24 protein-coding genes are annotated in these 25169 nt (G+C 72.8%); 17 read left to right on the top strand and 7 right to left on the bottom strand.

What is annotated here, in order from left to right; all coding sequences use genetic code 11:
- Window positions 1-5: 5 nt before the first annotated feature.
- From ribH to AQJ66_RS34675, 6 genes are all read left to right on the top strand, one after another.
- Window positions 6-491 carry a 6,7-dimethyl-8-ribityllumazine synthase gene (ribH, locus tag AQJ66_RS34700; RefSeq protein ID WP_061930288.1) on the top strand — a complete coding sequence of 162 codons (486 nt, stop codon included), beginning with the start codon at window positions 6-8 and terminating at the stop codon, window positions 489-491.
- A gap of 34 nt (window positions 492-525) precedes the next feature.
- A complete protein-coding gene (locus AQJ66_RS34695) occupies window positions 526-798 on the top strand; it encodes a phosphoribosyl-ATP diphosphatase (RefSeq protein WP_061930286.1) in 273 nt (90 codons plus the stop codon).
- Between the two features lie 56 nt (window positions 799-854).
- Window positions 855-1703 carry an ATP phosphoribosyltransferase gene (hisG, locus tag AQJ66_RS34690; RefSeq protein WP_061930283.1) on the top strand — a complete coding sequence of 283 codons (849 nt, stop codon included), beginning with the start codon at window positions 855-857 and terminating at the stop codon, window positions 1701-1703.
- Window positions 1704-1718: 15 nt separating this feature from the next.
- Window positions 1719-2174, top strand: a complete 456-nt coding sequence (locus AQJ66_RS34685; RefSeq protein WP_061930280.1) for a PH domain-containing protein — start codon at window positions 1719-1721, stop codon at window positions 2172-2174.
- A 224-nt stretch (window positions 2175-2398) separates the two neighbouring features.
- On the top strand, window positions 2399-3733 hold the full coding sequence (locus tag AQJ66_RS34680) for a hemolysin family protein (RefSeq protein ID WP_061930273.1): 1335 nt from the start codon (window positions 2399-2401) through the stop codon (window positions 3731-3733).
- Window positions 3730-4812: a hemolysin family protein gene (locus AQJ66_RS34675; RefSeq protein WP_061930271.1), complete on the top strand. Its 1083-nt coding sequence runs from the start codon at window positions 3730-3732 to the stop codon at window positions 4810-4812. Before AQJ66_RS34680 ends, AQJ66_RS34675 begins: the two co-directional genes overlap by 4 nt.
- Window positions 4813-4819: 7 nt before the next feature.
- Here AQJ66_RS34675 and AQJ66_RS34670 read toward each other — a convergent pair whose 3' ends face one another.
- Both AQJ66_RS34670 and AQJ66_RS34665 read right to left on the bottom strand, forming a co-directional pair.
- Window positions 4820-6676 (bottom strand): AAA family ATPase, encoded by a 1857-nt coding sequence (locus AQJ66_RS34670; RefSeq protein WP_061930268.1) that lies wholly within the window; start codon window positions 6674-6676, stop codon window positions 4820-4822.
- A gap of 430 nt (window positions 6677-7106) precedes the next feature.
- Window positions 7107-7790 carry a uridine kinase family protein gene (locus tag AQJ66_RS34665; RefSeq protein WP_061930264.1) on the bottom strand — a complete coding sequence of 228 codons (684 nt, stop codon included), beginning with the start codon at window positions 7788-7790 and terminating at the stop codon, window positions 7107-7109.
- A gap of 189 nt (window positions 7791-7979) precedes the next feature.
- Here AQJ66_RS34665 and AQJ66_RS34660 point away from each other — a divergent pair, with 189 nt between their 5' ends.
- From AQJ66_RS34660 to AQJ66_RS34640, 6 genes are all read left to right on the top strand, one after another.
- Window positions 7980-8936: a hypothetical protein gene (locus AQJ66_RS34660; RefSeq protein ID WP_061930261.1), complete on the top strand. Its 957-nt coding sequence runs from the start codon at window positions 7980-7982 to the stop codon at window positions 8934-8936.
- A gap of 107 nt (window positions 8937-9043) precedes the next feature.
- Window positions 9044-10528 (top strand): amino acid permease, encoded by a 1485-nt coding sequence (locus AQJ66_RS34655; protein WP_208611523.1) that lies wholly within the window; start codon window positions 9044-9046, stop codon window positions 10526-10528.
- Between the two features lie 559 nt (window positions 10529-11087).
- Window positions 11088-12440, top strand: coding sequence for a peptidase C39 family protein (locus tag AQJ66_RS34650; RefSeq protein ID WP_061930255.1), 1353 nt, complete (start codon window positions 11088-11090; stop codon window positions 12438-12440).
- A gap of 100 nt (window positions 12441-12540) precedes the next feature.
- A complete protein-coding gene (locus AQJ66_RS38630; RefSeq protein WP_107119134.1) occupies window positions 12541-12681 on the top strand; it encodes an SCO1431 family membrane protein in 141 nt (46 codons plus the stop codon).
- A gap of 80 nt (window positions 12682-12761) precedes the next feature.
- The gene (locus AQJ66_RS34645; protein WP_061930252.1) at window positions 12762-13415 is read left to right on the top strand and encodes a TetR/AcrR family transcriptional regulator; all 654 of its coding nucleotides are present in this window, start codon (window positions 12762-12764) and stop codon (window positions 13413-13415) included.
- 249 nt (window positions 13416-13664) lie between these two features.
- Window positions 13665-14837 (top strand): acyl-CoA dehydrogenase family protein, encoded by a 1173-nt coding sequence (locus tag AQJ66_RS34640; RefSeq protein WP_061930249.1) that lies wholly within the window; start codon window positions 13665-13667, stop codon window positions 14835-14837.
- 358 nt (window positions 14838-15195) lie between these two features.
- Here AQJ66_RS34640 and AQJ66_RS34630 read toward each other — a convergent pair whose 3' ends face one another.
- A complete protein-coding gene (locus tag AQJ66_RS34630) occupies window positions 15196-15627 on the bottom strand; it encodes a hypothetical protein (RefSeq protein WP_061930244.1) in 432 nt (143 codons plus the stop codon).
- A gap of 234 nt (window positions 15628-15861) precedes the next feature.
- Here AQJ66_RS34630 and AQJ66_RS34625 point away from each other — a divergent pair, with 234 nt between their 5' ends.
- From AQJ66_RS34625 to fxsA, 4 genes are all read left to right on the top strand, one after another.
- Window positions 15862-16302, top strand: a complete 441-nt coding sequence (locus tag AQJ66_RS34625) for an Lrp/AsnC family transcriptional regulator (protein ID WP_004002750.1) — start codon at window positions 15862-15864, stop codon at window positions 16300-16302.
- A 60-nt stretch (window positions 16303-16362) separates the two neighbouring features.
- Window positions 16363-17973, top strand: a complete 1611-nt coding sequence (locus AQJ66_RS34620) for an amidohydrolase (protein ID WP_061930241.1) — start codon at window positions 16363-16365, stop codon at window positions 17971-17973.
- A 533-nt stretch (window positions 17974-18506) separates the two neighbouring features.
- Window positions 18507-19301: a polyprenol monophosphomannose synthase gene (locus tag AQJ66_RS34615; protein WP_061930238.1), complete on the top strand. Its 795-nt coding sequence runs from the start codon at window positions 18507-18509 to the stop codon at window positions 19299-19301.
- A 64-nt stretch (window positions 19302-19365) separates the two neighbouring features.
- Window positions 19366-19926 (top strand): FxsA family membrane protein, encoded by a 561-nt coding sequence (gene fxsA, locus AQJ66_RS34610; RefSeq protein ID WP_061930235.1) that lies wholly within the window; start codon window positions 19366-19368, stop codon window positions 19924-19926.
- A gap of 92 nt (window positions 19927-20018) precedes the next feature.
- Here the strand turns inward: fxsA and AQJ66_RS34605 are convergent, their stop codons facing one another.
- The 4 genes from AQJ66_RS34605 to yczE form a co-directional block, all read right to left on the bottom strand.
- Window positions 20019-20393, bottom strand: coding sequence for an RNA polymerase-binding protein RbpA (locus tag AQJ66_RS34605; protein ID WP_003977404.1), 375 nt, complete (start codon window positions 20391-20393; stop codon window positions 20019-20021).
- Window positions 20394-20670: 277 nt separating this feature from the next.
- Entirely contained in the window at window positions 20671-22017 is a 1347-nt protein-coding gene (locus tag AQJ66_RS34600; RefSeq protein WP_061930232.1) for an MFS transporter, read from the bottom strand.
- A gap of 59 nt (window positions 22018-22076) precedes the next feature.
- Window positions 22077-22853, bottom strand: coding sequence for a glycerophosphodiester phosphodiesterase family protein (locus AQJ66_RS34595; protein ID WP_061930229.1), 777 nt, complete (start codon window positions 22851-22853; stop codon window positions 22077-22079).
- Window positions 22850-23503, bottom strand: coding sequence for a membrane protein YczE (gene yczE / locus AQJ66_RS34590; protein ID WP_061930226.1), 654 nt, complete (start codon window positions 23501-23503; stop codon window positions 22850-22852). The genes AQJ66_RS34595 and yczE overlap by 4 nt, the downstream gene beginning before the upstream one ends.
- A gap of 103 nt (window positions 23504-23606) precedes the next feature.
- Here yczE and AQJ66_RS34585 point away from each other — a divergent pair, with 103 nt between their 5' ends.
- Window positions 23607-25112, top strand: coding sequence for an SCO1417 family PLP biosynthesis transcription factor (locus tag AQJ66_RS34585; RefSeq protein ID WP_061930223.1), 1506 nt, complete (start codon window positions 23607-23609; stop codon window positions 25110-25112).
- Window positions 25113-25169 lie beyond the last annotated feature (57 nt).

The raw sequence follows: 25169 nt of genomic DNA, 5'->3' as shown, positions 1-25169 counted from the left end.
GAGACGTGAGCGGCAAGGGTGCACCGGAGCTGTCCGTACGGGGCGCGAGCGACCTCAGGGTCGCCGTCATCGCGGCGCAGTGGCACGAGCAGGTGATGGACGGCCTGGTGAACGGCGCCCTGCGCGCCCTGCACGAACTGGGGATCGACGAGCCGACGCTGATCCGGGTCCCCGGCAGCTTCGAACTCCCGGTCGCCGCCAAGGTCCTGGCGAGCCGCGGCTACGACGCGGTCGTCGCCCTCGGCGTCGTCATCCGCGGCGGCACCCCCCACTTCGACTACGTGTGCCAGGGCGTCACCCAGGGACTCACCCAGGTCTCCGTGGAGACCGGCGTCCCGGTCGGCTTCGGCGTGCTCACCTGCGACACCGACGAGCAGGCCCTGGACCGGGCCGGTCTGGAAGGGTCGAACGAGGACAAGGGACACGAGGCGGTGATCGCGGCTGTGTCGACCGCGGCCACACTTCGCTCAGTATCCGAACCCTGGCACTGAGGCACCGGCCGGAGCGCGTAGGGTAAGGACCACCATGTCCAAGAAGACGTTCGAGGAGCTCTTCACCGAGCTCCAGCACAAGGCCGCCCACGGCGATCCCGCCACTTCCCGCACCGCAGAGCTGGTCGGCAAGGGCGTTCATGCCATCGGCAAGAAGGTCGTCGAAGAGGCCGCCGAGGTCTGGATGGCCGCCGAGTACGAGGGCAGGGAGGCGGCCGCCGAGGAGATCTCGCAACTGCTGTACCACGTCCAGGTGATGATGGTCGCCCGCGGGATCTCCCTGGACGACGTCTACGCCCACCTGTGATCCCCCTGCCGAACACGCCGTAGACCAACCCCCGTCACACGAAGGAAGCCGACCTCATGCTGCGCATCGCCGTCCCGAACAAGGGTTCCCTGTCCGGCCCTGCGGCGGAGATGCTGCATGAGGCCGGCTACCAGCAGCGCCGGGAGTCCAAGGAGCTGCGGATCGTCGACCCGGTGAACGAGGTCGAGTTCTTCTACCTCCGCCCGCGCGACATCGCGATCTACGTCTCCTCCGGCCGCCTCGACATCGGCGTCACCGGCCGCGACCTGCTGGTCGACTCCGGAGCCGGTGCCGAGGAGATCCTGCCGCTCGGCTTCGCCCGCTCCACCTTCCGCTTCGCCGCCAAGCCCGGCACCGCGAGCGGTGTCGAGGACCTCAAGGGCCGGACGGTCGCCACCTCCTACGAGGGCATCGTCGCCGGCCACCTGGCCGACCGCGGCGTCGACGCCTCCGTCGTCCACCTGGACGGCGCCGTCGAGACCGCCATCGAACTGGGCGTCGCCGAGGTCATCGCCGACGTCGTCGAGACCGGCACCAGCCTGCGCAACGCGGGCCTGGAGGTCTTCGGCGAGCCGATCATGAAGTCCGAGGCGATCGTCATCCGCCGCACCGGCGCCGACGCCGAGGAACCCAAGGTCCAGCAGTTCCTGCGCCGCCTCCAGGGCGTCCTGGTCGCCCGGACGTACGTGATGATGGACTACGACTGCCGCGTCGAGCAGCTGGAGAAGGCCGTCGCGCTGACCCCGGGCCTGGAGTCGCCGACCGTCTCCCCGCTGCACAACGAGGGCTGGGTCGCCGTCCGCGCCATGGTCCCCGCCAAGGAGGCCCAGCGGATCATGGACGACCTGTACGAGATCGGCGCCCGCGCCATCCTGACCACGGCCATCCACGCCTGCCGCCTCTGAGGGACCCGCACGACCATGTCCGACCTGCCCACCCTGCCCGTCACCTTCCGGCCCGGCCACACCAGGGCGATCCTGCTCACCGCCGGCGTCGTCATCTTCGTGGTGATCTCCGGGGTCGCGATGCTCCTCGAGCAGCTCGGCCCGGGGGAGCGGCTCAGCTTCGTCGTCACCGGGGCGCTGATCTTCTGGGTGCTGGCCCAGCTCGCCCGGGTGAAGGTCGTCGCCGACGAGTCCGGCGTCACGGTCGTCAACATCACCGGCAAGCGGCGTCTGGCCTGGGCGGAGATCCTCAGGGTGAACCTCCGCCCGGGTGACCCCTGGGTGTTCCTCGACCTCAGCGACGGCACCAGCCTCCCCGCCCTCGGCATCCAGCCCGGCCTGGCCAAACAGCGGGCCATCGCCGACGCGCGCGCCCTGCGGGCCCTCGCCGAGGCGCACACGGCGCCCCCCGGTGGGGAAGATCAGGGCTGAGTCGGGGCCTTCACCCTGCCACGGCGGGCCCTGTCTTGATTAACCTGGTGTGGGAGGCGCTCCTCGCTGCGCCTCCGCCCCTGCGTGCCGCCCGGCGCCCAGGGGTTCCTGCTACCCGAGGAGTGACCCTCTCCGGCGATGGACGGATCGTCCTGTAGTACCTGCGCCGCCCCCTCCCGACATACCGCGGACCGCGTCCGCGCGGACCTGGAGGCGGCGGCATCATGACCACCCCCCTGCTGCTCCTGGCAGCTGCCTTCCTGCTCATCCTCGCCAACGGATTCTTCGTGGCGGCCGAGTTCGGCCTGGTGACGGTCGAGCGCCCGGACGCCGAGCAGGCCGCGGCCGAGGGCGACAAGCGCGCCGACGCGGTCGTGGAGTCGCTGAAGGAACTGTCCTTCCAGCTCTCCGGCACCCAGCTCGGCATCACCATCACCTCCCTCGTCGTCGGCATGCTCGCCGAACCGGCGCTCGCCGGGCTGCTGCACGGCCCGTTCACCGCGATCGGCATCCCCCGGGGCGCCGTCCCCGGTGTCGCCGTGGTCACCGGCATGCTGCTGGCCTCGGCGATCCAGATGGTGGTCGGCGAGCTCGTGCCCAAGAACTGGGCCGTGTCCCGGCCGATGCAGGTCGCGCGCTTCGTCGCCGGGCCGCAAGCACACTTCTCCCGGCTGTTCCGCCCGGTGATCGCCGTGCTCAACACGGTCGCCAACCGGCTGGTGCGCGCCCTCGGCGTCGAACCCGCCGACGAGCTGGCCTCCGCCCGCACCCCGGGGGAGCTGGTGTCCCTGGCCCGGCACTCCGCGCAGGCCGGCGCCCTGGAGCAGGACACCGCCGACCTCTTCGTGCGCACCCTGTCCCTCGGCGACCTGACCGCACAGCACGTCATGACCCCCCGCGTGAAGGTCAGCGCCCTGCAGGACTCGGCGACCGCCGAGGACGTGGTCAACCTGACCCGCGCCACCGGCCTGTCCCGGTTCCCCGTCTACCGGGAGAAGATCGACGAGATCGTCGGGATGGCCCACCTCAAGGACGCCCTGGCGGTCCCCGCGCACGACCGGCTGCGCACCCCCGTGACCCGCATCGCCCGCAAGGCGCTCCTCGTCCCCGAGACCCTGCCGGTGCAGCCCCTGCTCGCGCGGCTGCGCAGCGAGCAGCCCATCGCCGTCGTGGTCGACGAGTACGGCGGCACGGCCGGCGTGGTCACCCTGGAGGACATCGTCGAGGAACTCGTCGGCGAGGTCCGCGACGAGCACGACGCCAAGGACGTGCCCGAGCTCGCCCCGGCACCGCCGGAGGAGGGCCGGCCCGCCTGGGACGTGGACGGCAGCTGCCGGGTCGACACCCTGCGGCGCATCGGCCTCGCCGTGCCCGAGGGGCCGTACGAGACCGTCGCCGGACTCGTCGCCGACCTGCTGGGCCGCATCCCGGCCCCCGGCGACCGGGCCGAGCTGCCCGGCTGGCGGCTGTCCGTCCGCCAGGTCGGCCACTACCGCGCCGAACGCGTCCGCCTGGTCCGCAGCGCCCCGGCCGCGAACGTCATGGAGGCCGCCCGATGAGCGTCCTCCAACTGCTCTTCGCCGCGCTCCTCGTCCTCGCCAACGGCTTCTTCGTCGGCGCCGAGTTCGCGCTCGTCTCCGTCCGCCGCAGCCAGATCGAGCCGCTCGGCACGGCGCGGGCCCGGCAGGTGCTGTACGGGCTCGAGCGGCTGCCGCAGATGATGGCCGCCGCCCAGTTCGGCATCACCGTCTGCTCCCTGACGCTCGGCGCCGTGGCCGAGCCGACGGTGGCGCACCTGCTGGAGCCGCTGTTCGCGGCGGTCCGGCTGCCCGACGGAATGGTCCACCCGCTCGGATACGTCATCGCGCTCGCCGCGGTGGTCTTCTTCCACCTGGTCATCGGCGAGATGGTGCCGAAGAATCTGGCCATGGCCGCACCCGAGAAGGCCGCCCTGTGGCTCAGCCCCGGCCTGGTCGCCTTCGCCCGCCTGTGCAGGCCGATCACCGCGGCGCTCGGCGCCTGCGCCCGGGGCATCCTGCGGCTCTTCCGCGTCGAGCCCCGGGACGAGGTGGAGGCCGTCGTCACCAGCGAGCAGCTGAACCGCCTCCTGGAGGACTCCGGCCAGGCGGGCCTCCTCGACCCCGAGGAGCAGGAGCGCCTGGAGGACGCGCTGGAACTGGGCTCGCGCCCGGTGACGGACGTCCTGCTGCGCCGCGAGTCCCTGGTGACGGTGACCCCGTCGGTCACCCCGGGGGAGATCGTCGCGCTGACGGCACGCACCGGCTACTCCCGTTTCCCCGTGACGGCGGGGAAGGGCTCCTTCATGGGCTACGTGCACGTGAAGGACGTCCTCGACCTGGAGGACTCCGACCGGGCGGTGCCCCAGCACCTGTGGCACCCGATGACCACCCTGCGCTCCGAGCTTCCCCTGGACGACGCCCTCACCGTCATGCGCCGGGCGGCCACCCACCTGGCCCAGGTGGCGGGCGCGAACGGCAAGGTGCTGGGCCTGGTGGCCCTGGAGGACGTGCTCGAACTGCTGGTGGGCGAGGTACGGGATCCGGCGCACCGGGACATGGCCGACGTGCGGCTGACGGAACCGAGGACGAGCGGCGAACCGGAGGAGGCCATGGCGTAGGCCGGTCTCACCAGGACGACGGGTCCTGCGGTCCCCGCCCCGAGAGCACCTCGCCGTACGCCTGCATGAGGTCCGGCAGCCGCAGCGTCGCCAGGTCCCCCCGGGACAGGGCGCCGGGATACACCGAGAGCCGCAGGTCCCGGTACGCGCAGCTCTTCTCGTACAGGGTCCGCAGGAACCGCCCGTTGCCCAGTTCGTCGATCCAGTCCTGGTCGACCACGTGACCGGCGATGGAGCGCAGCTCCTCCAGCGCCTCCTCGTCCCACAGGTCACCGTTCTCGGCGGCGAGCACCTTGCCGATCTCGGTGAGTTCCGGCGGCCGGTACGAGGGGAAGTCCACGCGGGTGGTGAAGCGGGAGGAGAGCCCGGGGTTGGCGGCGAGCAGGCGGTCCATGCCCTCCGGGTAGCCGGCCAGGATCACCACCAGGTGGTCCCGGTTGTCCTCGGCCCGCTTGAGGAGCACCTGCAGCGCCTCGTCGCCGTAGGCGTCCCCCTTGCCGTACCCCGAGTTCGACAGCGAGTACGCCTCGTCCACGAACAGCACCCCGCCGATCGCGGAGTCGATCAGCTCGTTGGCCTTCACGGCCGTCTGGCCCAGGTACTCGCCGACCAGATCGGCCCGCTGCGCCTCCACCAGGTGGTCGCCGCCCAGCAGGCCCAGCGCGTAGAACACCCGTCCGAGGATGCGTGCGACCGTGGTCTTGCCCGTCCCGGACGGCCCCGAGAAGACGAAGTGCCGTTTCGGCGGCTGCACCGGCAGGCCCTGCCCGGCGCGCAGCCGCGCCATGTTCAGCTGCGCCGACAACGCCTTGACCTGGCGCTTGACGGGCTCGAGCCCCACCATGCGCTCCAGCTCGGCGAGCGCCTCCTCGAGTAAGCCGGGATCGGTCGGGCCGGCCGGCAGCGGCCCGGAGCCCGCGCCGCGCCTCACCCGCACCGCCGGGTCCGGGACCGAGGGCAGCGGCCCGGTCGGCAGGTCCGGTTCCGGCAGCCGCAGATCACGGCCCTCGGTGCCGAAGATCGGGTCGAGCATGTCCGGCCCGTCCACGGAGTCCGCGCCCGCACCGGTCAGCGTGATCGCCGCGAGCCCCACCGGATCGTCGTCCCCCTCCGCGATCGCGGCGAGCCGCGCCGAGGTGTCCATGAAGGCGGGGTCGGCCCGGTGGACCGCCCGGTACAGGGGGAGCGCCGCGGCGCTGCGTCCCGTGCCCTCGTGCGCCCGGGCCAGCCAGTACCGCAGCTCCTTGCGCTGCGGCTGCTCGCTGCGGCAGCGCATCAGGGCCGCCGACAGCAGCGGCTCGGCCTGCCCGTACATCTCCAGCCGGACCCGGGCCATGCCGCCGAACAGGCCGGCCTCGATGCCGAGCACGGGGTCGTCGAGCAGCGGGTCGGTGTGCCGCACCAGCTGGTCCCAGTCCTTGACCAGATAGGCGCGGCAGGCGTGCAGGAAGCGGACCTGCGGGTCGGTGTCCACCGGCGGGAGTCCGGCGAGCGCCCGGTCCAGTTCCGGCACGTGCCTGCCGTCCAGCCAGTGCGAGGCGTGCGCCAGCAGCAGATCCCGCGGGCTCTCCAGCACCGGCTGCACCCACCAGCCCAGCCAGTACCAGGAGTTGAGAGCCCGGCGGTGCCGGGCGCGCTGCTCCCCGAAGCGCTCCCGGTGGCGGAACATCCGCAGCAGCGCGGTCGTCGTGTCGACCCGCAGCGCGTGCAGCCCCAGCCAGGCGTCGGCCATCCCCGGATCCATCCGGACCGCGACGCGGAACTCCTCCTCCGCCTGCGGATAGGCACCCATCGTGTAGGCGTCCACACCTCGCATCCAGGCGAGGTCGGCCGGGGCCTCGGGGCCCTGCGTGCCGAAGTCCATCACGTCCCCCACAGACCGTGCCCCCGTTGGTTCACCGCCGGGCCGTCGCCCGGTGGCCGCCGCGGTCGAACCGCTGTGCCGCGGACCGGAGTTGCAGGTGCGCGAGGCAGCCGCCCGATGGTCGCACCGAGGGCATCGTACCCGGGGTACGACCGCGTGCCGAAGGGTGCCGCGCAGGACGTTCGACGAGGTGGGGGCGGACGGGGCGCACGGCGGGCGGTGACCGAGGGTGAGCGGATCGGTGCGCGTGGCGTCCGGAAAGCGGGCCGCGGGCAGAACGAAGCCCCCGATCACGGGGGAACAACCGGGGGCTTCGCGTCTGAGGGCGGCTCCCAGGGGCCGCACATGGGGAACGTAAGCCCTGTACGGCCGTTGGGTCAAGCGTCGTCGAAGGGCTCAAACAAGTTCCCCCGCAAGGGCCTTCACAGCTTCAGCACATTGCGGACGGCCCCTCACCCAGCGTGACGGACCGGTCCGCTCCAAGCGTCATCGCGGGCCCCGGCAGCACCTCGTAACCCGCCGGTGTCTCGTGCACCAGGAGGTCGGCACGGGGGCGCGAGGGGTCGTCGGCGAAGTGCGCGCGCTCGGCCTCCACCCACCCGGTCCAGAACTCGCGCTGCTCCACGCCGTCCCTGCGCCTGCCCCGCGCCCAGGACTCCTCGGCGGGCAACTCCATCCACAGCAGCAGCGCCAGATGCGGGCGCAGCGCGCGGCGTCCGGCGCCGACGCCCTCGACCAGTATCACGGGGTCGGGCGGGAGCGGACGCGGCGGACCGAAGGCGCGGGCCCGCCAGTCGTAGGGGGCGTACCGCGCGGACTCGCCGCGGGAGAACGGGGCGATGACCTCGGCCAGCAGCCGGCCCGTCCAGTCGAAGAGCTGCTCGTGGCTCGCGATGTCGTCCAGGTGCAGCACCGGCGCCCCGCCCAGCGCGCGGGCCAGCCGGCCGGCGAACGTCGACTTGCCGGAACCGGCGTGTCCGTCGACGCCGATCAGCCGGACCGGTCCGCAGGACGCGGGGAGCCCGCGCAGCCGGGCGGCGAGGTCGTGAATGGCGTATCCCGAGGTGTGGTGCGGTGTGAGGCGTTTTCCGGAAACAGTGTAGTAGCAGCCCATAGAGGCGGGGTCCCTGGGGCCGGAGAAAAAGTCACTCCTTGAACTAACTGCTGACCTCCGGTCAATGGGTCGATTCGCATCCCAATCCGCTGACCGAAATGCGAATTGGGGCGTTCCCGGTGTGGCGGGTGCTGAGTAAGGTGCCTCCTGCACAACCGCGACGCTCGGTACGGGGACGGACAGGGGAACATGGCCGCGGAGTTATTCGAAGGGCACTACGTCTGGCATCCGGCGGCCGACGACCGAGTCCTGGCGAGCGTATGCGTCGATGTGCGGGCAGGTCGTTGCCGCAGCGCCTGCGAAGCGCTCGCCGAGACCCGTTCCGACTTCGCCCTGCGCGCCCACCGCTCGCTGGTGCTGGCCTCCGAGGCCGCCGGCACCGACCTGGTCGAGCGCTGGCTGGCCGAGGAGCCCAGCCCTGAGGCGGCGCTGATGTGGGCCCGGGTCGCCGTGCAGCGTGCCGTCCGGGCCGCCGACGCGCACGACGAGCGCGCCGAGGCGCTGGAGCGGATCGCGCTGGCCGCCTGCGACCGGGCCGCCGCCCTGGCCCCCGGAGACCCGACCCCCTGGGTCGCCAAGCTCGCCATGGCCCGGCTGCACCGGCTGCGCGACCCCGCCCCGCAGGGGCTGCTCACCGCTCCGCCCGGGCCCTGGCGGCTGTTCGCGCACATCCTGACGCTGGACCCGTGGCACCGCGAGGCCCACCACCGCTTCCTGTCGTTCTTCTTCACCCGCCACGGCGGCTCGGTCAACGCGGCCTGGGACGTGGCCGCCTTCCTCAGCCAGCGGGCCCCCGCCGACTCCGCCCTCCGGCTGCTGCCCCTGGTGGCCCTGGTGGAGAGCTACGACGCGAGCCGGCTGCTCGCCGACCACGTGTGGGAGCAGCCGCAGTGGCGTTCCACCGCCCTGGCGGTCTACCGCAACTGGCTGCCGACGGTGGCCCGTTACCGCCACACCCCGGTGCTCGACCTGGCCTACCTCGCGCACGCGCTGGTCATGGCCCAGCGCGAGTTCGAGGCCCGGGCGGTGTTCACGGCGATGGGCCCCTACGCCTCGCGCATGCCGTGGAGCGTCTTCGGCGACCCCGCCGAGCAGCTCTCCCGGGCCCGCCGCGCCTGCGGCCTGCCCGTCCCGGGAGCCACCTGACCCGCCTGACCCGCACGTGCCCCACCCCCCACCGAGAGAAAGGCCGAACTGTGTCGGAACGGACGCCGGCTCCACGGGCGAAGGCCCACCGGAGAGAAGACCCGGTCATGCTCGACGACGACGCCACCCTGCACGCGATGGGTTATCCGCGGAAACTCACCCGCCGTTTCAAGGCGTTCGACAACTTTGCCATCTCCTTCACCATCATCAATATCCTCTCGGGTATTTTCTCCTCGTTCGGATACGGCATGAACGCGGGCGGCCCCCGCATTCTCGTGTTCGGCTGGATAGGCGTCTCCGTCATGGTGCTGTTCATCGGGGCGGCGATGGCGGAAGTCGCCTCCGCCTATCCGACGAGCGGCGCGCTGTATTTCTCCGCCGGCAAACTCGCCAGACGGCACAAGGGCGCCTGGTCCTGGTTCACCGGCTGGCTGAACTTCGTGGGCCAGATCGGCGGCACCGCCGCCACCGGCTATGCGGCGGCCACCTTCATCCAGGCGTTCATCGCCCTGCAGTGGTCCTCTTACCGGCCGACCGCGCACCAGACGGTCCTGATCACGGCATTGATCATCGTGCTGCAGGGGCTGGCGAACACCTACACCGTCCAGCTCGTCGCCGTACTGAACCGGATTTCCGTGTGGTGGCTGCTGATCGGACTCGTGGTGATCGTGAGCACACTCGTCGTGATGCCCGACCACCACCAGTCCGCGTCCTTCGTCACGCATTTCGAGAACAACACGGGTTTCTCCAGCGGGCTTTACGGCGGCATGCTCGGCCTGCTGGTCACGAGCTGGACGTTCACCGGGTTCGACGGCAGCTTCCACATGTCGGAGGAAACGGTCCACGCTACCGTCAACGCGCCGAAGGGGATCACCCGCTCCATCGGCTATTCGGCGATCACCGGCCTGATCCTCATGCTCGCCCTCGTGTACAGCATCGGCGACTACGCCGAGGTGGCCGGTTCGACTGCGCCGCCCGTCCAGATCCTCATAGACGGACTCGGTCTCGGCACCGCCAAGGCGATGCTCCTCATCGTGATCGGCGCGATGCTCTTCTGCGGCCTGGCCAACCTCACCAGCAACACCCGGCAGATCTTCGCGTTCTCCCGGGACGGCGCCATGCCCGGCTCCCGCTGGTGGCACACGGTCTCGCTGCGCACCCGTACGCCGGTCAAGGCGGTGTGGCTCGCGGTGGCCTGCTCGCTGGCCCTGGTGCTGCCCGGATGGTGGTCGCACACGGCGTTCACCGCCATCGTCAGCGTCAACGTGGTCGGGCTCTTCCTGGCCTACGCGGTGCCGATCTTCCTGCGGCTGCGCCTCGGCGCCGACTTCCAGCCGGGGCCGTGGCACCTGGGCCGCTGGGGCCGGCCGATCGGCTGGGTCGCGGTGGTCTGGATCGCGCTCAGCAGCGTCCTGTTCATGCTGCCCCAGGCCTCTCCGGTCACCGTCGACTCCTTCAACTACGCGCCGATCGCGCTGGCCGCCGTACTGCTCGTGGCCACGGTGTGGTGGTTCGCCACGGCCCGCCGCCGCTTCCAGGGCCCGGTCAGCTACGGCCGCCCCGACGAGGTCGCGGCGATGGACCTCATCTGAACGCGGGCCGGCAGACCCCGGCCCGGCTCGACCGGCCCTTGGGCCCGGGCCCGGCCGGGGCCGTGGCCCGCGCCCGGGCCGGCCGGCGCTCCCCGGACACCGGCACACCCGCCGTGCCCGGGGCGTCGTCCGGCTGATGTGGCCATGCTCCCGGCGCGCGGGCCGTGGTCCGGGTCGGGCGGTCCGGTGAGCACGGAACGCGAATAGGCCGGTGCCCGCGCTTGTGGCTGGGTCCGGGGCCGGCTCGGGTCCGGGGCCGTCTTTGCTCGAGAGACGGTGTGGTCGGGCCACATCCCGCGTGTGGGCGTGTCGCCATGCGCGCCCACAGCCCCGGGTCCGACGTCCCGCGCAGCGGTCGTCCGGCCGTACGGTCCCGGCCCGGGGCGGTTCAGCCCCGGGTAGGGCAGCCAACCGCGCAGGTCCCGCCAGTGGCTGAGACCAATATTGGTGGCGCGCCATGTGCCGAAGTGCTGGCAGGGGCATGCCGTGTGCCCCCATAGTTGGCCCACGCACCTGCATCCGAGCAGCCACGACCGGTCACCTGGGGGTAACCGCGCCCATGAGCACAGGCCAGCAGCCGTCCCGTAGAACCGTCCTCACCGCCGCCGTGGTCGCGGCGGTCGCCTCGGGAGCCGTTCCCGCGTCGGCGCGCGCCGCCGACGACCCCGCCCCGGCGCCGTCCCGTCCCGTCGACTACCACGCCTGGACCACGTACCACGACTGGCGCCGCGGCACCGCCGAGGGCGTCCGGGCCGTCGCCGGGCCGCGTCCCGGCGTCGAGATCGGCACCCCGGCAGGACGCACCGACTACACCGACCCGCACACCGGGCTGACGGCCGCCTGGGACTACGCCACCTGGACCTCTCCCGTGCACCGGCTGACCGTGCCCGCGACCGAGGTCATCGCCTCCTGGAACGCGCACACGCCCGACGGCACCTGGCTCCAGGCCGAACTGCAGGGCACCTACTCCGACGGCACCGCCACCCCCTGGTACGTGATGGGCCGCTGGGCGGCCGGCGACCAGGACATCAGGCGGACCTCGGTGGACGGCCAGAGCGACGGCAAGAGCTCCATCTGGACCGACACCTTCGCCGTCGACGACGCGAGCACGGGCCTGCGCCTGACCGACTACCGGCTGCGCCTCACCCTCTACCGCAGGCCGGACACCCACCTCACGCCGACCGTCTGGCGGCTCGGCGCGATGGGCTCCGACATCCCGGACCGCTTCACCGTCCCGGCCTCCACGCCGGGCCTCAGCCGGGAACTGGCCGTACCGCGCTACTCGCAGGAGATCCACAAGGGCCAGTACCCCGAGTACGACGGCGGCGGCGAGGCCTGGTGCAGCCCCACCTCCTCGCAAATGATCATCGAGTACTGGGGCGGCCGGCTCACCCCCGAGCAGCTGTCCTGGGTCGACCCGTCCTATGCCGACCCGCAGGTCGACCACGCGGCCCGTCACACCTACGACTACCAGTACGAGGGCTGCGGCAACTGGCCGTTCAACGCCGCCTACGCCGCCACCTTCAAGGGCCTGCAGGCAGTGATCACCCGGCTCGCCTCGCTCACCGACCTGGAGACCCTGATCGCGGCCGGCATCCCGGCCATAACGTCCCAGTCGTTCCTCAAGACCGAGCTGACCGGCGCCGGCTACGGCACCTCCGGCCACCTCATGACGGTGATCGGCTTCACCGCGGACGGGGACGTGATCGCCAACGACCCGGCCTCGCCGAGCGACGAGGCGGTACGGCGGGTGTACCTGCGCCGCGAGTTCGAGAACATCTGGCTCAGGACCAAGCGGTACAACGCCTCCGGCAAGGTGGTCTCCGGCACCGGGGGAGTCTGCTACCTCTACTTCCCGGCCCACCCGACCCCGCGCCAGAGCCGGGCACTCGCGGCCGTGGGGGTGTGCTGACCGGGCCCGTGTGAGGAACCTCTCCGCCGTACGCGCCGCCGCGGGTGGCAAGGTGGAACGCAGGGGGACCAGTCCGTACGCCCTACCTCTGCGAGAAGCCATGACCGCACACCCGGCCACCGCCACCCGCGTCCGCACCGGCGGCCCCCGCGAAGACGGCCCGGAGATCCTCGAGCACGTCCTGGGCTGGGTCCTCGTCGCGGTGCTCGCGATGCTCGTGACCCGGCTCGGCCTCATCTGAGCGGCCCCCGCACGGTATTGGCATGTTCTGACATACTGCGGACGTCCCACCGACCTCCCAGACCAGGGTCGAAATTGAATATGCCGCAGCAGCGTGCCGCCGTCCGCCCCCGGGTGCGCGGCACCGAGCGCTCTCTCGCGCGTCGCACCGAACTCATCGCCATCGGGCGGAAGTTGTTCGCCGACACCCCCTACGACGCGCTGTCCATGGACGACATAGCCCGGCAGGCGCATGTCGCCAAAGGGCTGATCTACTACTACTTCCAGTCCAAGCGCGGCTACTACCTGTCGATCATCCAGGACTCCGCCGCGGATCTGGTGACCTTCGCCGCGCGGGGGCGCGAACTGCCGGCCGTGGACCGCGTCCACCGCACCATCGACAGCTACCTGCGCTTCGCCGAGCAGCACCAGGCCGCCTACCGCACCATCGTCAGCGGCGGTGTCGGCTTCGACGCCGAGGTGCACGCCATCCGGGACGGCGTGCGCGAGGCGATCGTCAGCATCATCGCCGAGGGTGCGTACGGGCGCGACGACGTCGCCGCGGCCGCCCGCATCGGCCTGCTGTCCTGGGTGTGCAGCGTCGAGGGCGCCACCCTCGACTGGATCGGCCGTCCCGAACTCTCCCGCGAGACCCTGTGCGAGTTGCTGACGAAGACCCTCGGCGGCGTCCTGCGCGCGATCGAGGAACTGGACCCGTCCCACCCGGCGCCGCCCCCGGCCCGCCGCGGCGTCTGAGGTCCTGCCCACGGCCTGCCTCATCCGCCGATCTGTTGCGCGCGCCGGGTGCCCGGGCTTTCCTGAAGTAAGCGGTCGTTAACTGGTGACGGGAGGGTGCCGATCGGGCATACTCACGGCACAGCCGCTGGTCAGCAGCTTCCGAGACCCGGAAGCGGGCGCCTTCGGCCGAATCCGAACGATGAGGCGGAGCCGCCCCCACCCAAGGCGCACCTCCGTCGATGCGCCCGAACAGGGAGGAGCGACGCCATGTCCGACCGCGACCCGCAGCCGGTGGAGCGTCAACTGGCCACGGAGGAGGCGCGCGATCTGCTCGCGCTCGTCCGTGAGATCGCCCAGCGCGAGATAGCGCCGAAGGCGGCCGAGGAAGAGGACGCCGGGCGCTTCCCGCGCGAGGTCTTCACCCTGCTCTCGGAGTCGGGCCTGCTGGGCCTGCCCTACGACGCGGAGCACGGCGGCGGGGACCAGCCCTACGAGGTGTACCTCCAGGTCCTGGAGGAGCTGGCCGCGGCCCGGCTCACCGTCGGCCTCGGCGTCAGCGTGCACACGCTCGCCTCCTACGCCCTCGCCGCCCACGGCTCGAAGGAGCAGCAGGTCGAGCACCTGCCCGCGATGCTCGGCGGCGGGCTGCTCGGCGCCTACTGCCTCTCCGAGCCGTCCTCCGGCTCGGACGCGGCCTCCTTGCGCACGAGGGCCGTCCGGGACGGCGACGAGTGGGTGATCACCGGCACGAAGGCCTGGATCACGCACGGCGGCATCGCCGACTTCTACACCGTGATGGCCCGCACCGGCGAGGACGGCCCGCGCGGCATCACCGCCTTCCTGGTGCCCGGTGACGCCGAGGGCCTGAGCGCCGGGGTGCCCGAGAAGAAGATGGGCATGAAGGGCAGCCCGACCGCCCAGGTCCACTTCGACGGGGTGCGCGTCACCGACGACCGGCGCATCGGCGAGGAGGGGCAGGGCTTCGCCATCGCCCTGGCCGCCCTCGACTCCGGGCGGCTCGGCATAGCCGCCTGCGCCATCGGCGTGGCCCAGGCGGCGCTGGACGAGGCGGTCGCCTACGCCACCCAGCGCCGGCAGTTCGGCCGGCCCATCGCCGACTTCCAGGGCCTGCGCTTCATGATCGCCGACATGGCGACCCAGATCGAGGCGGGCCGCGCGCTGTACCTGGCGGCCGCCCGGCTGCGGGACGCGGGCCTGCCCTTCGCCAAGCAGGCCGCGATGGCCAAGCTGCACTGCACCGACACGGCCATGAAGGTCACCACGGACGCCGTGCAGATCCTCGGGGGCTACGGCTACACCGCCGACTTCCCGGCCGAGCGCTACCTGCGCGAGGCCAAGGTCCTGCAGATCGTCGAGGGCACCAACCAGATCCAGCGCATGGTCATCGCCCGTCACGTGGCAGGGCCGGAGGGTCGCTGAACTCCCCTCGCAGGACCGTCGGGGCCGCCAGCCTGATCCACTCCGGGTCGTGGCGGCCCGGCAGGGTGCGGCCCCGGTCGGCCCAGACACGCATCAGATCGCGGTAGATGGGCGGATCCTGCGGGGCAGGAGGCGCCACCGGCGCGGTGGGGCGGGGGACGAAGACGCGGCGCCGACGCCCGGTGACCGAGTACGTGGGGGTCATACCGGGGGAACGCGACGGCGGCGCCTCAGGTCACCGCCCACCGGAATCGCGCGTGAGTTCACCGGCGTCGGCTTCCGGGCTCACGGTCCCGCACCACGGCAGTCGGTACGCCCTGGTGCGGGCTCTGTCACGGGAAGGCGCGGAGGCGGAGCCTCAGGCGGCCTGGCGGCGCATCGCCCGCATCGGGCGTGACCCCGGACCGCCGACGTGCGAGAAGGGCTGCGTCCGCCAGTTCAGGCCCTGGGGGAGCGTCAGCAGCAGGGCGGTGTCCTGCTCCTGCGGGGCGACGGACTCGTCCGCCGGGCGGGCGTCGGCCGCCGCGCGGCCCGTGCCCGCGCACACCGTGAGCCCGAACGGGTTCCACGGCGAGGCGCACAGCGCGTGCTCCGGCAGGATCTCCTCGTCCGCCAGCAGCGCGATCGGCTGCGCGCAGTCCGGGCAGATCACCCGGTACATCTCCAAGGTGTCGTACGCGTCGAACTCCTCGGGCTCCAGGGCGTCGGATTCGACGCCCTCCGGCTCGGGCTCGACGACCGGCTGCTGCCGCTTGGACACGGAACGACCACGGCGATTGACACTCTGCATGGGATTCTCCCCCTAAGGCTGGGCCGTGAAGGCGCTGCGGCCTCGACCACAGCAAGCACTTCCCGCCCGCTTCGGGAGGTAATCACGAGGACATCACGGAGCCTGTTCGAAAGGTGTGGCGTTCGTCACATGCCGTGCGCAGGTGCCCGATGCGGAGGTTTTTGCCCCGAACCCGGTGTGACCTGCGCTGCCGAGCTATCCGTGGAGATCAGCGGCACTGTAGGTTGTGGCGCCATGGAGGAGCTGGACCGACAGATCGTGCAGCTGCTCGTCAAGGACGGGCGGATGAGCTACACAGACCTGGGCAAGGCCACGGGCCTGTCCACGTCGGCCGTGCACCAGCGGGTGCGCCGGCTCGAACAGCGTGGCGTCATCCGCGGGTACGCCGCGGTCGTCGACCCCGAGGCCGTCGGGCTGCCGATGACCGCCTTCATCTCGGTGAAACCCTTCGACCCCAGCGCCCCCGACGACATCGCGGACCGGCTCGCGGGCGTCCCCGAGATCGAGGCCTGCCACAGCGTCGCCGGGGACGAGAACTACATCCTCAAGGTGCGGGTGGCCACCCCGCACGAGCTGGAGGAACTGCTCGCCCGGCTGCGCTCCCTGGCGGGGGTGTCGACCCGGACGACGGTGGTCCTGTCGACGCCGTACGAGGCGCGCCCGCCGCGGATCTGACGGCGGCGGCCCGCCGCCCCGGGTGCGGCTCCGCCGCCGCGGCGCGAGAGACTGTCGGCCATGAGTGAGCGCACCGCCGAGCCCCTGAAGACCGTCCTCCTGCGCCGTGGTGAGGTGCACAGCCCCGCCGACCCGTTCGCGACGGCGATGGTCGTCGAGGCCGGTCAAGTCGCCTGGGTCGGCTCCGAGGGCGCCGCCGACGCCTTCGCCGACGGCGTGGACGAGGTGGTCGACCTCGACGGCGCCCTGGTCACCCCCGCCTTCACCGACGCCCATGTGCACACCACCGCCACGGGCCTCGCCCTCACCGGCCTCGACCTGTCCGGCGCGCCCACGCTGGAGGCGGCCCTCGCCCGCGTCCGGGACTTCGCCGCCGCCCGCCCGGCCGACCGCGTCCTGCTGGGCCACGGCTGGGACGCCGCCCGCTGGCCCGGCGGCCGCCCGCCGACGCGCGCGGAGCTGGACGAAGCCACCGGCGGCCGCCCGCTGTACCTCTCCCGCATCGACGTGCACTCGGCGGTCGTGACCACGGCCCTGCTCGACCTGGTGCCCGGTCTCCGGCCGGCGGACGGCCCCCTGACCGCCGACGACCACCACGCCGTACGGGCGGCCGCCCTCGCCGCCGTCACCCCCGCCCAGCGCGCCGAGGCCCAGCGCGCCGCCCTCGCCCACGCCGCCTCGCTCGGCATCGGCACCGTGCACGAGTGCGGTGGCCCGCGGATCTCCTCCGAGGACGACTTCACGGACCTGCTGCGGCTTGCCGCCGAGCTGCCCGGCCCCCGGGTGGTCGGCTACTGGGCCGAGGCCGGCGACGGCGTGGCCAGGGCCCGCGAGCTCGGCGCGCTCGGCGCCGCCGGCGACCTCTTCGTCGACGGCGCCCTCGGCTCCCACACCGCCTGCCTGCACGAGCGGTACGCCGACGCCGGCCACACCGGTACCGCCTACCTGGACGCCGACGCCGTCGCCGCCCATGTCGTGGCCTGCACCGAGGCGGGTCTCCAGGCGGGCTTCCACGCCATCGGCGACGCCGCCGTGACCACGGTCGTCGACGGCGTGCGGGCGGCCGCCGAGAAGACCGGCCTCGCCCGCGTACGGGCCGCCCGGCACCGCGTCGAGCACGCGGAGATGCTCACCCCCGAGACCGTGGCCGCCTTCGCCGAGCTGGGCCTGATCGCCTCCGTTCAGCCCGCCTTCGACGCGCTGTGGGGCGGCGAGGACGGCATGTACGCCCGGCGCCTCGGCGCCGACCGGGCTCGCACCCTCAACCCCTTCGCCGCGCTGCTGCGGGCCGGCGTGCCCCTCGCCTTCGGCTCCGACAGTCCCGTCACCCCGCTCGACCCCTGGGGCACGGTGCGGGCCGCCGCCTTCCACCACACCCCCGAGCACCGCGTCTCCGTCCGGGCCGCGTTCACCGCCCACACGCGCGGCGGCTGGCGGGCCGTGGGCCGCGACGACGCCGGCGTCCTGGTGCCCGGCGCCCCCGCCGACTACGCCGTCTGGCGCACCGGCGACCTGGTCGTCCAGGCCCCCGACGACCGGGTGGCCCGCTGGTCGACCGACCCCCGCTCCGGCACCCCCGGCCTGCCCGACCTGACCCCCGGCCGGGACCTGCCGGTCTGCCTGCGCACCGTCGTGGGCGGACGGACGGTGTTCGTACGGCCGGGCGAGTGATCTCCCGGGGTGGCGCGGCGGCGCCCGGGGCCCGCCGCCGCGTCGCCCGACCTGCGCATCCTCCGCACCCACCGCCGGGGAACGGCTGTCTGCGCAGGTCAGGTGGTTGTTGACAGTCGGCGGCCGGGGGCCGGTAGGTTCGGCCGCGTCCACCACCGGACGCCCGACCGGGGAGTGTTCGCGCACGCGTCGCAGCGCCGCTGGGTCAGGGGCGGTGTGCCGCACCGGGGCACCGTCGCTGGGAGCCAGGCTCAGCGCCCGCGCCGGCGAGGGACCCTCCAGCCGGTCGGCCAGGTGTGACCCGGGTGGGGCCCGGGTGCTCAGTAGACAACGGCTTTCGGACGATCCGCAGCCAGCGGGTCCCAGGTCGGCCCGAAGGGCGCCGGGCCCCCATCCGTCGCGTACGAAGGTGCCGAAAAGCACGTTCTTACCCCACTCTTGTGGAATCGACACCACAGTACGAACGTGCTGTCACATCACGGCAGGCGGCGGCCACTATGGTGGACCTCTGCGTACGACATGAAGGGGCAGCAGTGAACGACGGCGACGGGACTCTCGCGGCCAGAGCCCAGGGGAGGCAGTTCGGCCCGCTCGGCACGACCTTGGTGATCATTCCGACCTACAACGAGGCGGAGAACGTCAAGACCATCGTCGGCCGGGTCCGCAAGGCCGTCCCCGAGGCACACGTGCTGGTGGCGGACGACAACAGCCCCGACGGCACCGGAAAGCTCGCCGACGAGCTGGCCGCCGAGGACGACCACGTCCAGGTGCTGCACCGCAAGGGCAAGGAGGGCCTGGGCGCCGCCTACCTGGCGGGCTTCCGCTGGGGCCTGGAGCGCGGCTACGGCGTACTCGTCGAGATGGACGCCGACGGCTCCCACCAGCCCGAGGAACTGCCCCGGCTGCTCACCGCGCTCAAGGGCGCCGACCTGGTGCTCGGCTCCCGCTGGGTGCCCGGCGGCCGCGTGGTGAACTGGCCCAAGTCCCGCGAGTTCATCTCCCGCGGCGGCAGCCTCTACTCCCGCCTGGCCCTCGACCTGCCGCTGCGCGACATCACCGGTGGCTACCGCGCCTTCCGGCGCGAGACGCTGGAGGGGCTGGGCCTGGCGGAGGTCGCCTCGCAGGGCTACTGCTTCCAGGTCGACCTGGCCCGCCGCGCCGTCAAGGCCGGCTACCACGTGGTCGAGGTCCCCATCACCTTCGTCGAGCGCGAGCTGGGCGACTCCAAGATGAGCCGCGACATCCTCGTCGAGGCGCTGTGGCGGGTCACCGCCTGGGGCGTCGGCGACCGGGTCGGCAGGCTCAAGGGCAAGGGCGGCAAGCGCTAGGTCCGGGGCAGGGGCCCGGAAGCCCCTTATCCCGCGCTGAGCCGCGTCCAGGCACACTGGGAGCATGACGACTGGCGCTCCCACCTCCGCGACCACCGCCCGGCCCCGGCGGCCCCGGCGCTCCCGGCTGCGCAGGTATCTGCCGCTCGGCGTCGCCGCCTGGCTGGTGCTGGAGATCTGGCTGCTGACGCGGGTGGCGGGCGGCGCGGGCGGTTTCACCGTGGTCCTGCTCCTGGTGGCGGGCGCCGTCGCCGGTTCCGTGGTCATCAAGCGGGCCGGCCGCCGCGCCTTCCAGAACCTCAACGAGGCCCTCCGGCACGGAGGGTCACCGGCCCGCGGCGGCGGCAACGGCCTGACGATGCTCGGCGGCCTGCTGCTGATGATCCCGGGCCTGATCTCCGACGCCGCCGGTCTGCTCCTGCTGCTGCCGCCGGTGCAGAAGGCCGTCGCCCGCTCCACGGAGAGCGCCCTGCGGCAGCGGCTGCGCCGGGCCGCCCCGGGCTCCCTGGGCGACGCCTTCCAGCAGGCACGCATCCACCGGCCCGACGGCAAGGTGGTCCAGGGCGAGGTCATCCGCGAGCAGCGCCCCGAGCCGGGGGAGCAGCGGCCTCCGCTGACCCGGTAGGCGGGGCGCGCACAACGAAAACCGCGGGCGCCGTACGTGACAGGTCACGTACGGCGCCCGCGGTTACTCGTGTGTCGCCCGGCGGCTTCCCGCTAGGCGGACTTGCGGCTGTCCCGGGGGTGAACTGCGATGTTCATCGCCCCCGAACGCAGGACCGCCAGACGCTCCTCGAGGACCTCTTCGAGCTCCTCGCGGGTGCGCCGCTCCATCAGCATGTCCCAGTGGGTACGCGCGGGCTTGGCCTTCTTCTCTTCCGGGCCGTCGCCGTCCACCAGGAGTGCCTGGGCCCCGCAGACCTTGCACTCCCACTCCGGCGGGATCTCCGCCTCGACCGAGAAGGGCATCTCGAACCGGTGCCCCTTCTCGCATGCGTACTCCACGGCCTGGCGCGGAGCCAGGTCGATACCGCGGTCCGTCTCGTAGCTGGTCACTACGAGGCGCGTACCGCGAAGAGCTCGCTCACTCATGAATCGTGCCTCCCGGGCTTGTCGCCCACAGGACAGGTGTCGCTGTCGTCGTCATCCGGTCAACGTCCGGTCGGCGGTAAAGATTCCCGTTCCGAGTCCCGTTCCGGGTCATGCGTCGCCGTCGTAGCCGCCCCTTGTTGTACCCACAGGCGCCCGGTTTGTCACATCTGATAACAGATGTCACCCAGCGTTCCGGCATCTTTGACGCGCAGTAACGGTACGCCTGGCAGGCCAAACGCGTACACTACCGCCCTTTCGTGCTGAGCGCTAAATCCAGTTAGATCCTCTCCGGCACCGGGTTCCCCGCCGCGGCGATCGCACGCCGTACCGGAACCCGCGTGAGCAGGGCGAATCCGACGACGAAGAAGGCCACCAGCGAGACGATCGCCGACCGATAACTTCCGGTCAGCTGGTAGGTCACGCCGAACAGCAGCGGTCCGAGCCAGCTCATCCCGCGGTCGCTCATCTCGTAGGCCGAGAAGTACTCCGCCTCCTTGCCCGGCGGCACCAGGTGGGAGAACAACGACCGGGACAGCGCCTGGCTGCCGCCGAGGACCAGGCCGATCCCGCCAGCCAGCACGAAGAACCCCACCGGGGCCCGGGCGGGCAGGAAGTAGCCGGCGGCCAGCGTGAGCGTCCAGGCCACCAGCGAGCCGAGGATCGTCCGCTTCGCCCCGTAGGCACGCGACAGGCGCCCCATCGCCAGCGCGCCCGCCACGGCCAGCACCTGCACCAGCAGCACCGCGACGATCAGCGTCGACTGATCGAGCCGCAGCTCCTCGGAGCCGTACACCGAGGCCTGGGAGATCACCGTCTGGATGCCGTCGTTGTAGACCAGGTAGGCCAGCAGGAAGGCGAGCGTGAGCGGATGCCGCCGCATGTCCCGCACGGTGGCGCCCAGCTGCCGCAGCCCGGGGGCGGTGGCGCCCGCCACGCGCGCCTGACGGTCGCGCAGCCGGCGCAGCGGTACGAGCGTGAAGGCGCCCCACCACAGCCCGGCGGAGGCCAGGCAGATCCTGACCGCGGCCGTCTCGCTCAGGCCGAAGGAGCCGTGCGCGGTGTAGAGGACGAGGTCGGCCACCAGGACCAGGGAGCCCGCCGCGTAGCCGAAGGCCCAGCCGCGCGAGGAGACCGCGTCGCGTTCCTCGGGCGGGGCGATCTGCGGCAGGTAGGAGTTGTAGAGCATCATCGCGACGGACTGCGCCGCGTTGGCCACGACGAGCAGCGCCCCGCCCAGCAGGTACCGGTCGCCGTCCAGCAGGAACATGCCCGCCGTCGCGGCCGCCCCCGTGTAGGCCGCCGCCCCCAGCAGCGGCTTCTTGCGGCCCGTACGGTCGGCGGCACTGCCCACCAGGGGCATGACCAGCACCGCGAGGATCACCGACAGGGACACCGAGTAGGCGAAGAAGGAGCCCGCCCGCACCGGCAGGCCCAGGGGGTGCACATAGCCGTCGGCGTCCGCCGCGTTCTCGGCCACCGAGGTGAGGTAGGGGCCCAGGAACACGGTCAGCACGCTCGTCGAGTAGACCGAGCACGCCCAGTCGTAGAAGTACCAGCCGCGCTGCTCGCGGCGCAGCCCCCCGGCCTCGTCGGCCGTCCCCGCCCGCACGGTGTCGGTGCCCACCCGTGCCCTCGCTTCCCGCAGAAGTGCCGTGCGAAGGCAGGGCCCGGCGCGACGGGCGCTCAGACCCAGGCGCCGCGGTCCTCCATGACCTTGCGCAGCGTGTCGATGTGATCGGTCATGATGCCATCGACGCCCAGGTCCAGGAGCCGGTGCATCCGCTCCGGCTCGTTGACGGTCCACACGTGCACCTGCAGCCCGCGCGCGTGGGCGGCGCGGACGAACCGGTGATCGACCACCGGGATGCCCGACTGCGCCTCGGGCACCTGCGCGGCGACCGCGGACCGGCGCACCGCGGCCGGCAGCCCCCAGGAGCGCAGCCGCAGGCCGATCACCCCGCGCGTGCCGAACGAGGTGGCCAGCCGCGGCCCGGCCAGCCGCTGCGCCCGCAGCACCCGCGCCTCGGAGAACGAGCCCACGCACACCCGGTCCCAGGCGCCCGCGCGCTCGACCAGCTCCAGCAGGGGCCGCAGGGCCGGCTCCGCCTTGACGTCCACGTTCCAGCGCACCCCGGGGAAGGTCTCCAGCAGCTCCTCGAAGAGCGGCACCGGTTCGCTGCCGCCCACGCGCGCGTGCCGCACCTCGGCCCACGGCAGGTCGGCGATCCGGCCGGCCCCGTCGGTGACCCGGTCCAGGGTCGCGTCGTGGAAGGCGACGAGCCGGCCGTCCGCCGTGGCGTGCACATCGGTCTCGATGTACCGGTAGCCGAGCTCCACCGCGCGCCGGAACTGCCCCACGGTGTTCTCCAGCCCGTCGGCGGCCCCGCCGCGGTGGGCGAACGCGATCGGGCCCGGGTGGTCCAGGTAGGGGTGGCGTGCCGGTGGCGTCGTGGTGGTCACGGACGCAGTATCGCCCGCCCCGGTGACGGCGCGGCAACCACCGTGCCGCGCTCCGATGCCGCCGGGGCGGCGAACACCCGCAGGAACAGCTGGGCCACCGGGCCGATGGCCAGCGCGTACAGCAGGGTGCCGACGCCGATGGTGCCGCCCAGCGCGAAGCCGGTGACCACCACCGCGACCTCGACCACCGTCCGCATCAGCCGGATCGAGCGGCCGGTGCGCCGGTGCAGCCCCGTCATCAGCCCGTCGCGCGGACCCGGCCCGAAGTCCGCCGCGATGTACAGCCCGGTCGCCGCGCCGTTCAGCACGACGCCCGCCACCAGCAGCGGGATCCGCACGGCGAGGCCGTGCGCGTCCGGGACCAGGGCGAGGGTGCCGTCCAGGGCGAGACCGACTACGAAGACGTTGGACACCGTGCCGAGCCCGGGCCGCTGGCGCAGCGGGATCCACAGCAGCAGCACCACCGCCCCCACGACGATCGACACCGTGCCGATCGACAGTCCGGTGAGTTCCGCGAGCCCCTGGTGCAGCACGTTCCACGGCTCGAGGCCGAGATGCGCCTCCACGAGCAGTGCGGAACTCGCGCCGTAGAGCGCGAGTCCCGCGTACAGCTGGATCAACCGTCTCGCGAGACGGCCACGAGTGGACACGGACGTACCCCCCTGGGTGGTGGCGGTGGCCTGACGCGTGACACTCTGTGGCGTGGGATGGATCGCCATCCATGGCCAATTCGGGGAAGGTGGACTGATCGTCATGGCGCAATGGACCTCGGCGGTGGGGGCCGCGCAGCTCGCCCGGCTGCTCACCTCCCAGCAGGAGCGCCCGGCACCCGGCACGCGCCGTCCGCCCGCCTACCGCGCCCTCGCCGACGGCATCCGGCTGCTGGTCCTGGAGGGCCGGGTGCCGGTGGCCGCGCGCCTGCCCGCGGAACGCGAGCTGGCGCTGGCCCTGTCCGTCAGCCGCACCACGGTCGCCGCCGCCTACGAGGCGCTGCGCACCGAGGGCTTCCTGGAGTCCCGGCGCGGCGCGGGCAGCTGGACGGCCGTACCGGCGGGCAACCCGCTGCCCGCGCGCGGCCTGGAGCCGCTGCCGCCCGAGGCCCTCGGCTCGGTGATCGACCTGGGCTGCGCCTCGCTCCCGGCCCCCGAGCCCTGGCTGACCCGGGCGGTCCAGGGCGCGCTGGAGGAACTGCCGCCGTACGCCCACACGCACGGCGACTACCCCGCGGGCCTGCCCGCCCTGCGCTCGATGATCGCCGAGCGGTACACCGCGCGCGGGATCCCCACGATGCCCGAGCAGATCATGGTGACGACCGGCGCCATGGGCGCCATGGACGCGATCTGCCACCTCTTCGCGGGCCGCGGCGAACGCGTCGCCGTCGAGTCGCCCTCCTACGCCAACATCCTCCAGCTGATGCGGGAGGCGGGAGCGCGGCTGGTGCCGGTCGCGATGGCCGAGGGGCTCTCCGGCTGGGACCTCGACCGCTGGCGCCAGGTGCTCCGCGAGGCGGCGCCCCGGCTCGCCTACGTCGTCGCCGACTTCCACAACCCGACCGGCGCGCTCGCCGACGAGGACCAGCGGCGCCGGCTCGTCGACGCGGCCCGCTCGGCCGGGACCGTCCTGGTCGCCGACGAGACGATGACCGAGCTGTGGCTGGACGAGTCCCTCGGGGACGCCGGCATGCCCCGTCCGGTGTGCGGGTTCGACCCGGCCGGGTCCACCGTCATCACGGTCGGCTCGGCGAGCAAGGCGTTCTGGGCGGGCATGCGCATCGGCTGGGTGCGCGCCGCCCCGGACGTCATCCGCAGTCTCGTCGCCGCGCGCGCGTACGCAGACCTCGGCACCCCCGTCCTGGAACAGCTGGCGGTGAACTGGCTGTTCAGCACCGGCGGCTGGGAGCAGGCCGTGGAGCTGCGCCGCAGGCAGGCCCGGGAGAACCGGGACGCGCTGGTGGCCGCGGTGCGCCGGGAGCTGCCCGGCTGGGAGTTCGAGGTGCCCCGGGGCGGCCTGACCCTGTGGGTCCGCGCGGGCGGCCTCTCCGGCTCCCGGCTGGCCGAGGCGGGGGAGCGGGTCGGTGTCCGCGTGCCCTCCGGTCCCCGCTTCGGCGTCGACGGCGCCTTCGAGGGGTACGTGCGCCTTCCCTTCACGGTGGCGGGGGCGGTCGCGGACGAGGCGGCGTCCCGCCTCTCGGCAGCGGCCCGCCTGGTCGAGACGGGCGCCACGGGCGGCGCGGAGGGGCCGCGCACGTTCGTGGCGTAAGCGGTCCCCTCGGGGGCGGGGCTCGGGTCCGGCTGTGTTTCTTCGGCTGCGGGTTCG

The organism is Streptomyces bungoensis (assembly GCF_001514215.1).
Lineage (GTDB): Bacteria > Actinomycetota > Actinomycetes > Streptomycetales > Streptomycetaceae > Streptomyces > Streptomyces bungoensis.
This window is presented reverse-complemented; position numbering and strand designations above follow the sequence as displayed.

What these genes read in the sequence shown, in the direction of transcription:
- AQJ66_RS34695 (WP_061930286.1), top strand. Translation starts at nt 526, where the DNA reads ATGTCCAAGAAGACGTTCGAGGAGCTCTTCACCGAGCTCCAGCACAAG.
- hisG (WP_061930283.1), top strand. Translation starts at nt 855, where the DNA reads ATGCTGCGCATCGCCGTCCCGAACAAGGGTTCCCTGTCCGGCCCTGCG.
- AQJ66_RS34685 (WP_061930280.1), top strand. Translation starts at nt 1,719, where the DNA reads ATGTCCGACCTGCCCACCCTGCCCGTCACCTTCCGGCCCGGCCACACC.
- AQJ66_RS34680 (WP_061930273.1), top strand. Translation starts at nt 2,399, where the DNA reads ATGACCACCCCCCTGCTGCTCCTGGCAGCTGCCTTCCTGCTCATCCTC.
- AQJ66_RS34675 (WP_061930271.1), top strand. Translation starts at nt 3,730, where the DNA reads ATGAGCGTCCTCCAACTGCTCTTCGCCGCGCTCCTCGTCCTCGCCAAC.
- AQJ66_RS34670 (WP_061930268.1), bottom strand. Translation starts at nt 6,676, where the DNA reads ATGGACTTCGGCACGCAGGGCCCCGAGGCCCCGGCCGACCTCGCCTGG.
- AQJ66_RS34665 (WP_061930264.1), bottom strand. Translation starts at nt 7,790, where the DNA reads ATGGGCTGCTACTACACTGTTTCCGGAAAACGCCTCACACCGCACCAC.
- AQJ66_RS34660 (WP_061930261.1), top strand. Translation starts at nt 7,980, where the DNA reads ATGGCCGCGGAGTTATTCGAAGGGCACTACGTCTGGCATCCGGCGGCC.
- AQJ66_RS34655 (WP_208611523.1), top strand. Translation starts at nt 9,044, where the DNA reads ATGCTCGACGACGACGCCACCCTGCACGCGATGGGTTATCCGCGGAAA.
- AQJ66_RS34650 (WP_061930255.1), top strand. Translation starts at nt 11,088, where the DNA reads ATGAGCACAGGCCAGCAGCCGTCCCGTAGAACCGTCCTCACCGCCGCC.
- AQJ66_RS38630 (WP_107119134.1), top strand. Translation starts at nt 12,541, where the DNA reads ATGACCGCACACCCGGCCACCGCCACCCGCGTCCGCACCGGCGGCCCC.
- AQJ66_RS34645 (WP_061930252.1), top strand. Translation starts at nt 12,762, where the DNA reads ATGCCGCAGCAGCGTGCCGCCGTCCGCCCCCGGGTGCGCGGCACCGAG.
- AQJ66_RS34640 (WP_061930249.1), top strand. Translation starts at nt 13,665, where the DNA reads ATGTCCGACCGCGACCCGCAGCCGGTGGAGCGTCAACTGGCCACGGAG.
- AQJ66_RS34630 (WP_061930244.1), bottom strand. Translation starts at nt 15,627, where the DNA reads ATGCAGAGTGTCAATCGCCGTGGTCGTTCCGTGTCCAAGCGGCAGCAG.
- AQJ66_RS34625 (WP_004002750.1), top strand. Translation starts at nt 15,862, where the DNA reads ATGGAGGAGCTGGACCGACAGATCGTGCAGCTGCTCGTCAAGGACGGG.
- AQJ66_RS34620 (WP_061930241.1), top strand. Translation starts at nt 16,363, where the DNA reads ATGAGTGAGCGCACCGCCGAGCCCCTGAAGACCGTCCTCCTGCGCCGT.
- fxsA (WP_061930235.1), top strand. Translation starts at nt 19,366, where the DNA reads ATGACGACTGGCGCTCCCACCTCCGCGACCACCGCCCGGCCCCGGCGG.
- AQJ66_RS34605 (WP_003977404.1), bottom strand. Translation starts at nt 20,393, where the DNA reads ATGAGTGAGCGAGCTCTTCGCGGTACGCGCCTCGTAGTGACCAGCTAC.
- AQJ66_RS34585 (WP_061930223.1), top strand. Translation starts at nt 23,607, where the DNA reads ATGGCGCAATGGACCTCGGCGGTGGGGGCCGCGCAGCTCGCCCGGCTG.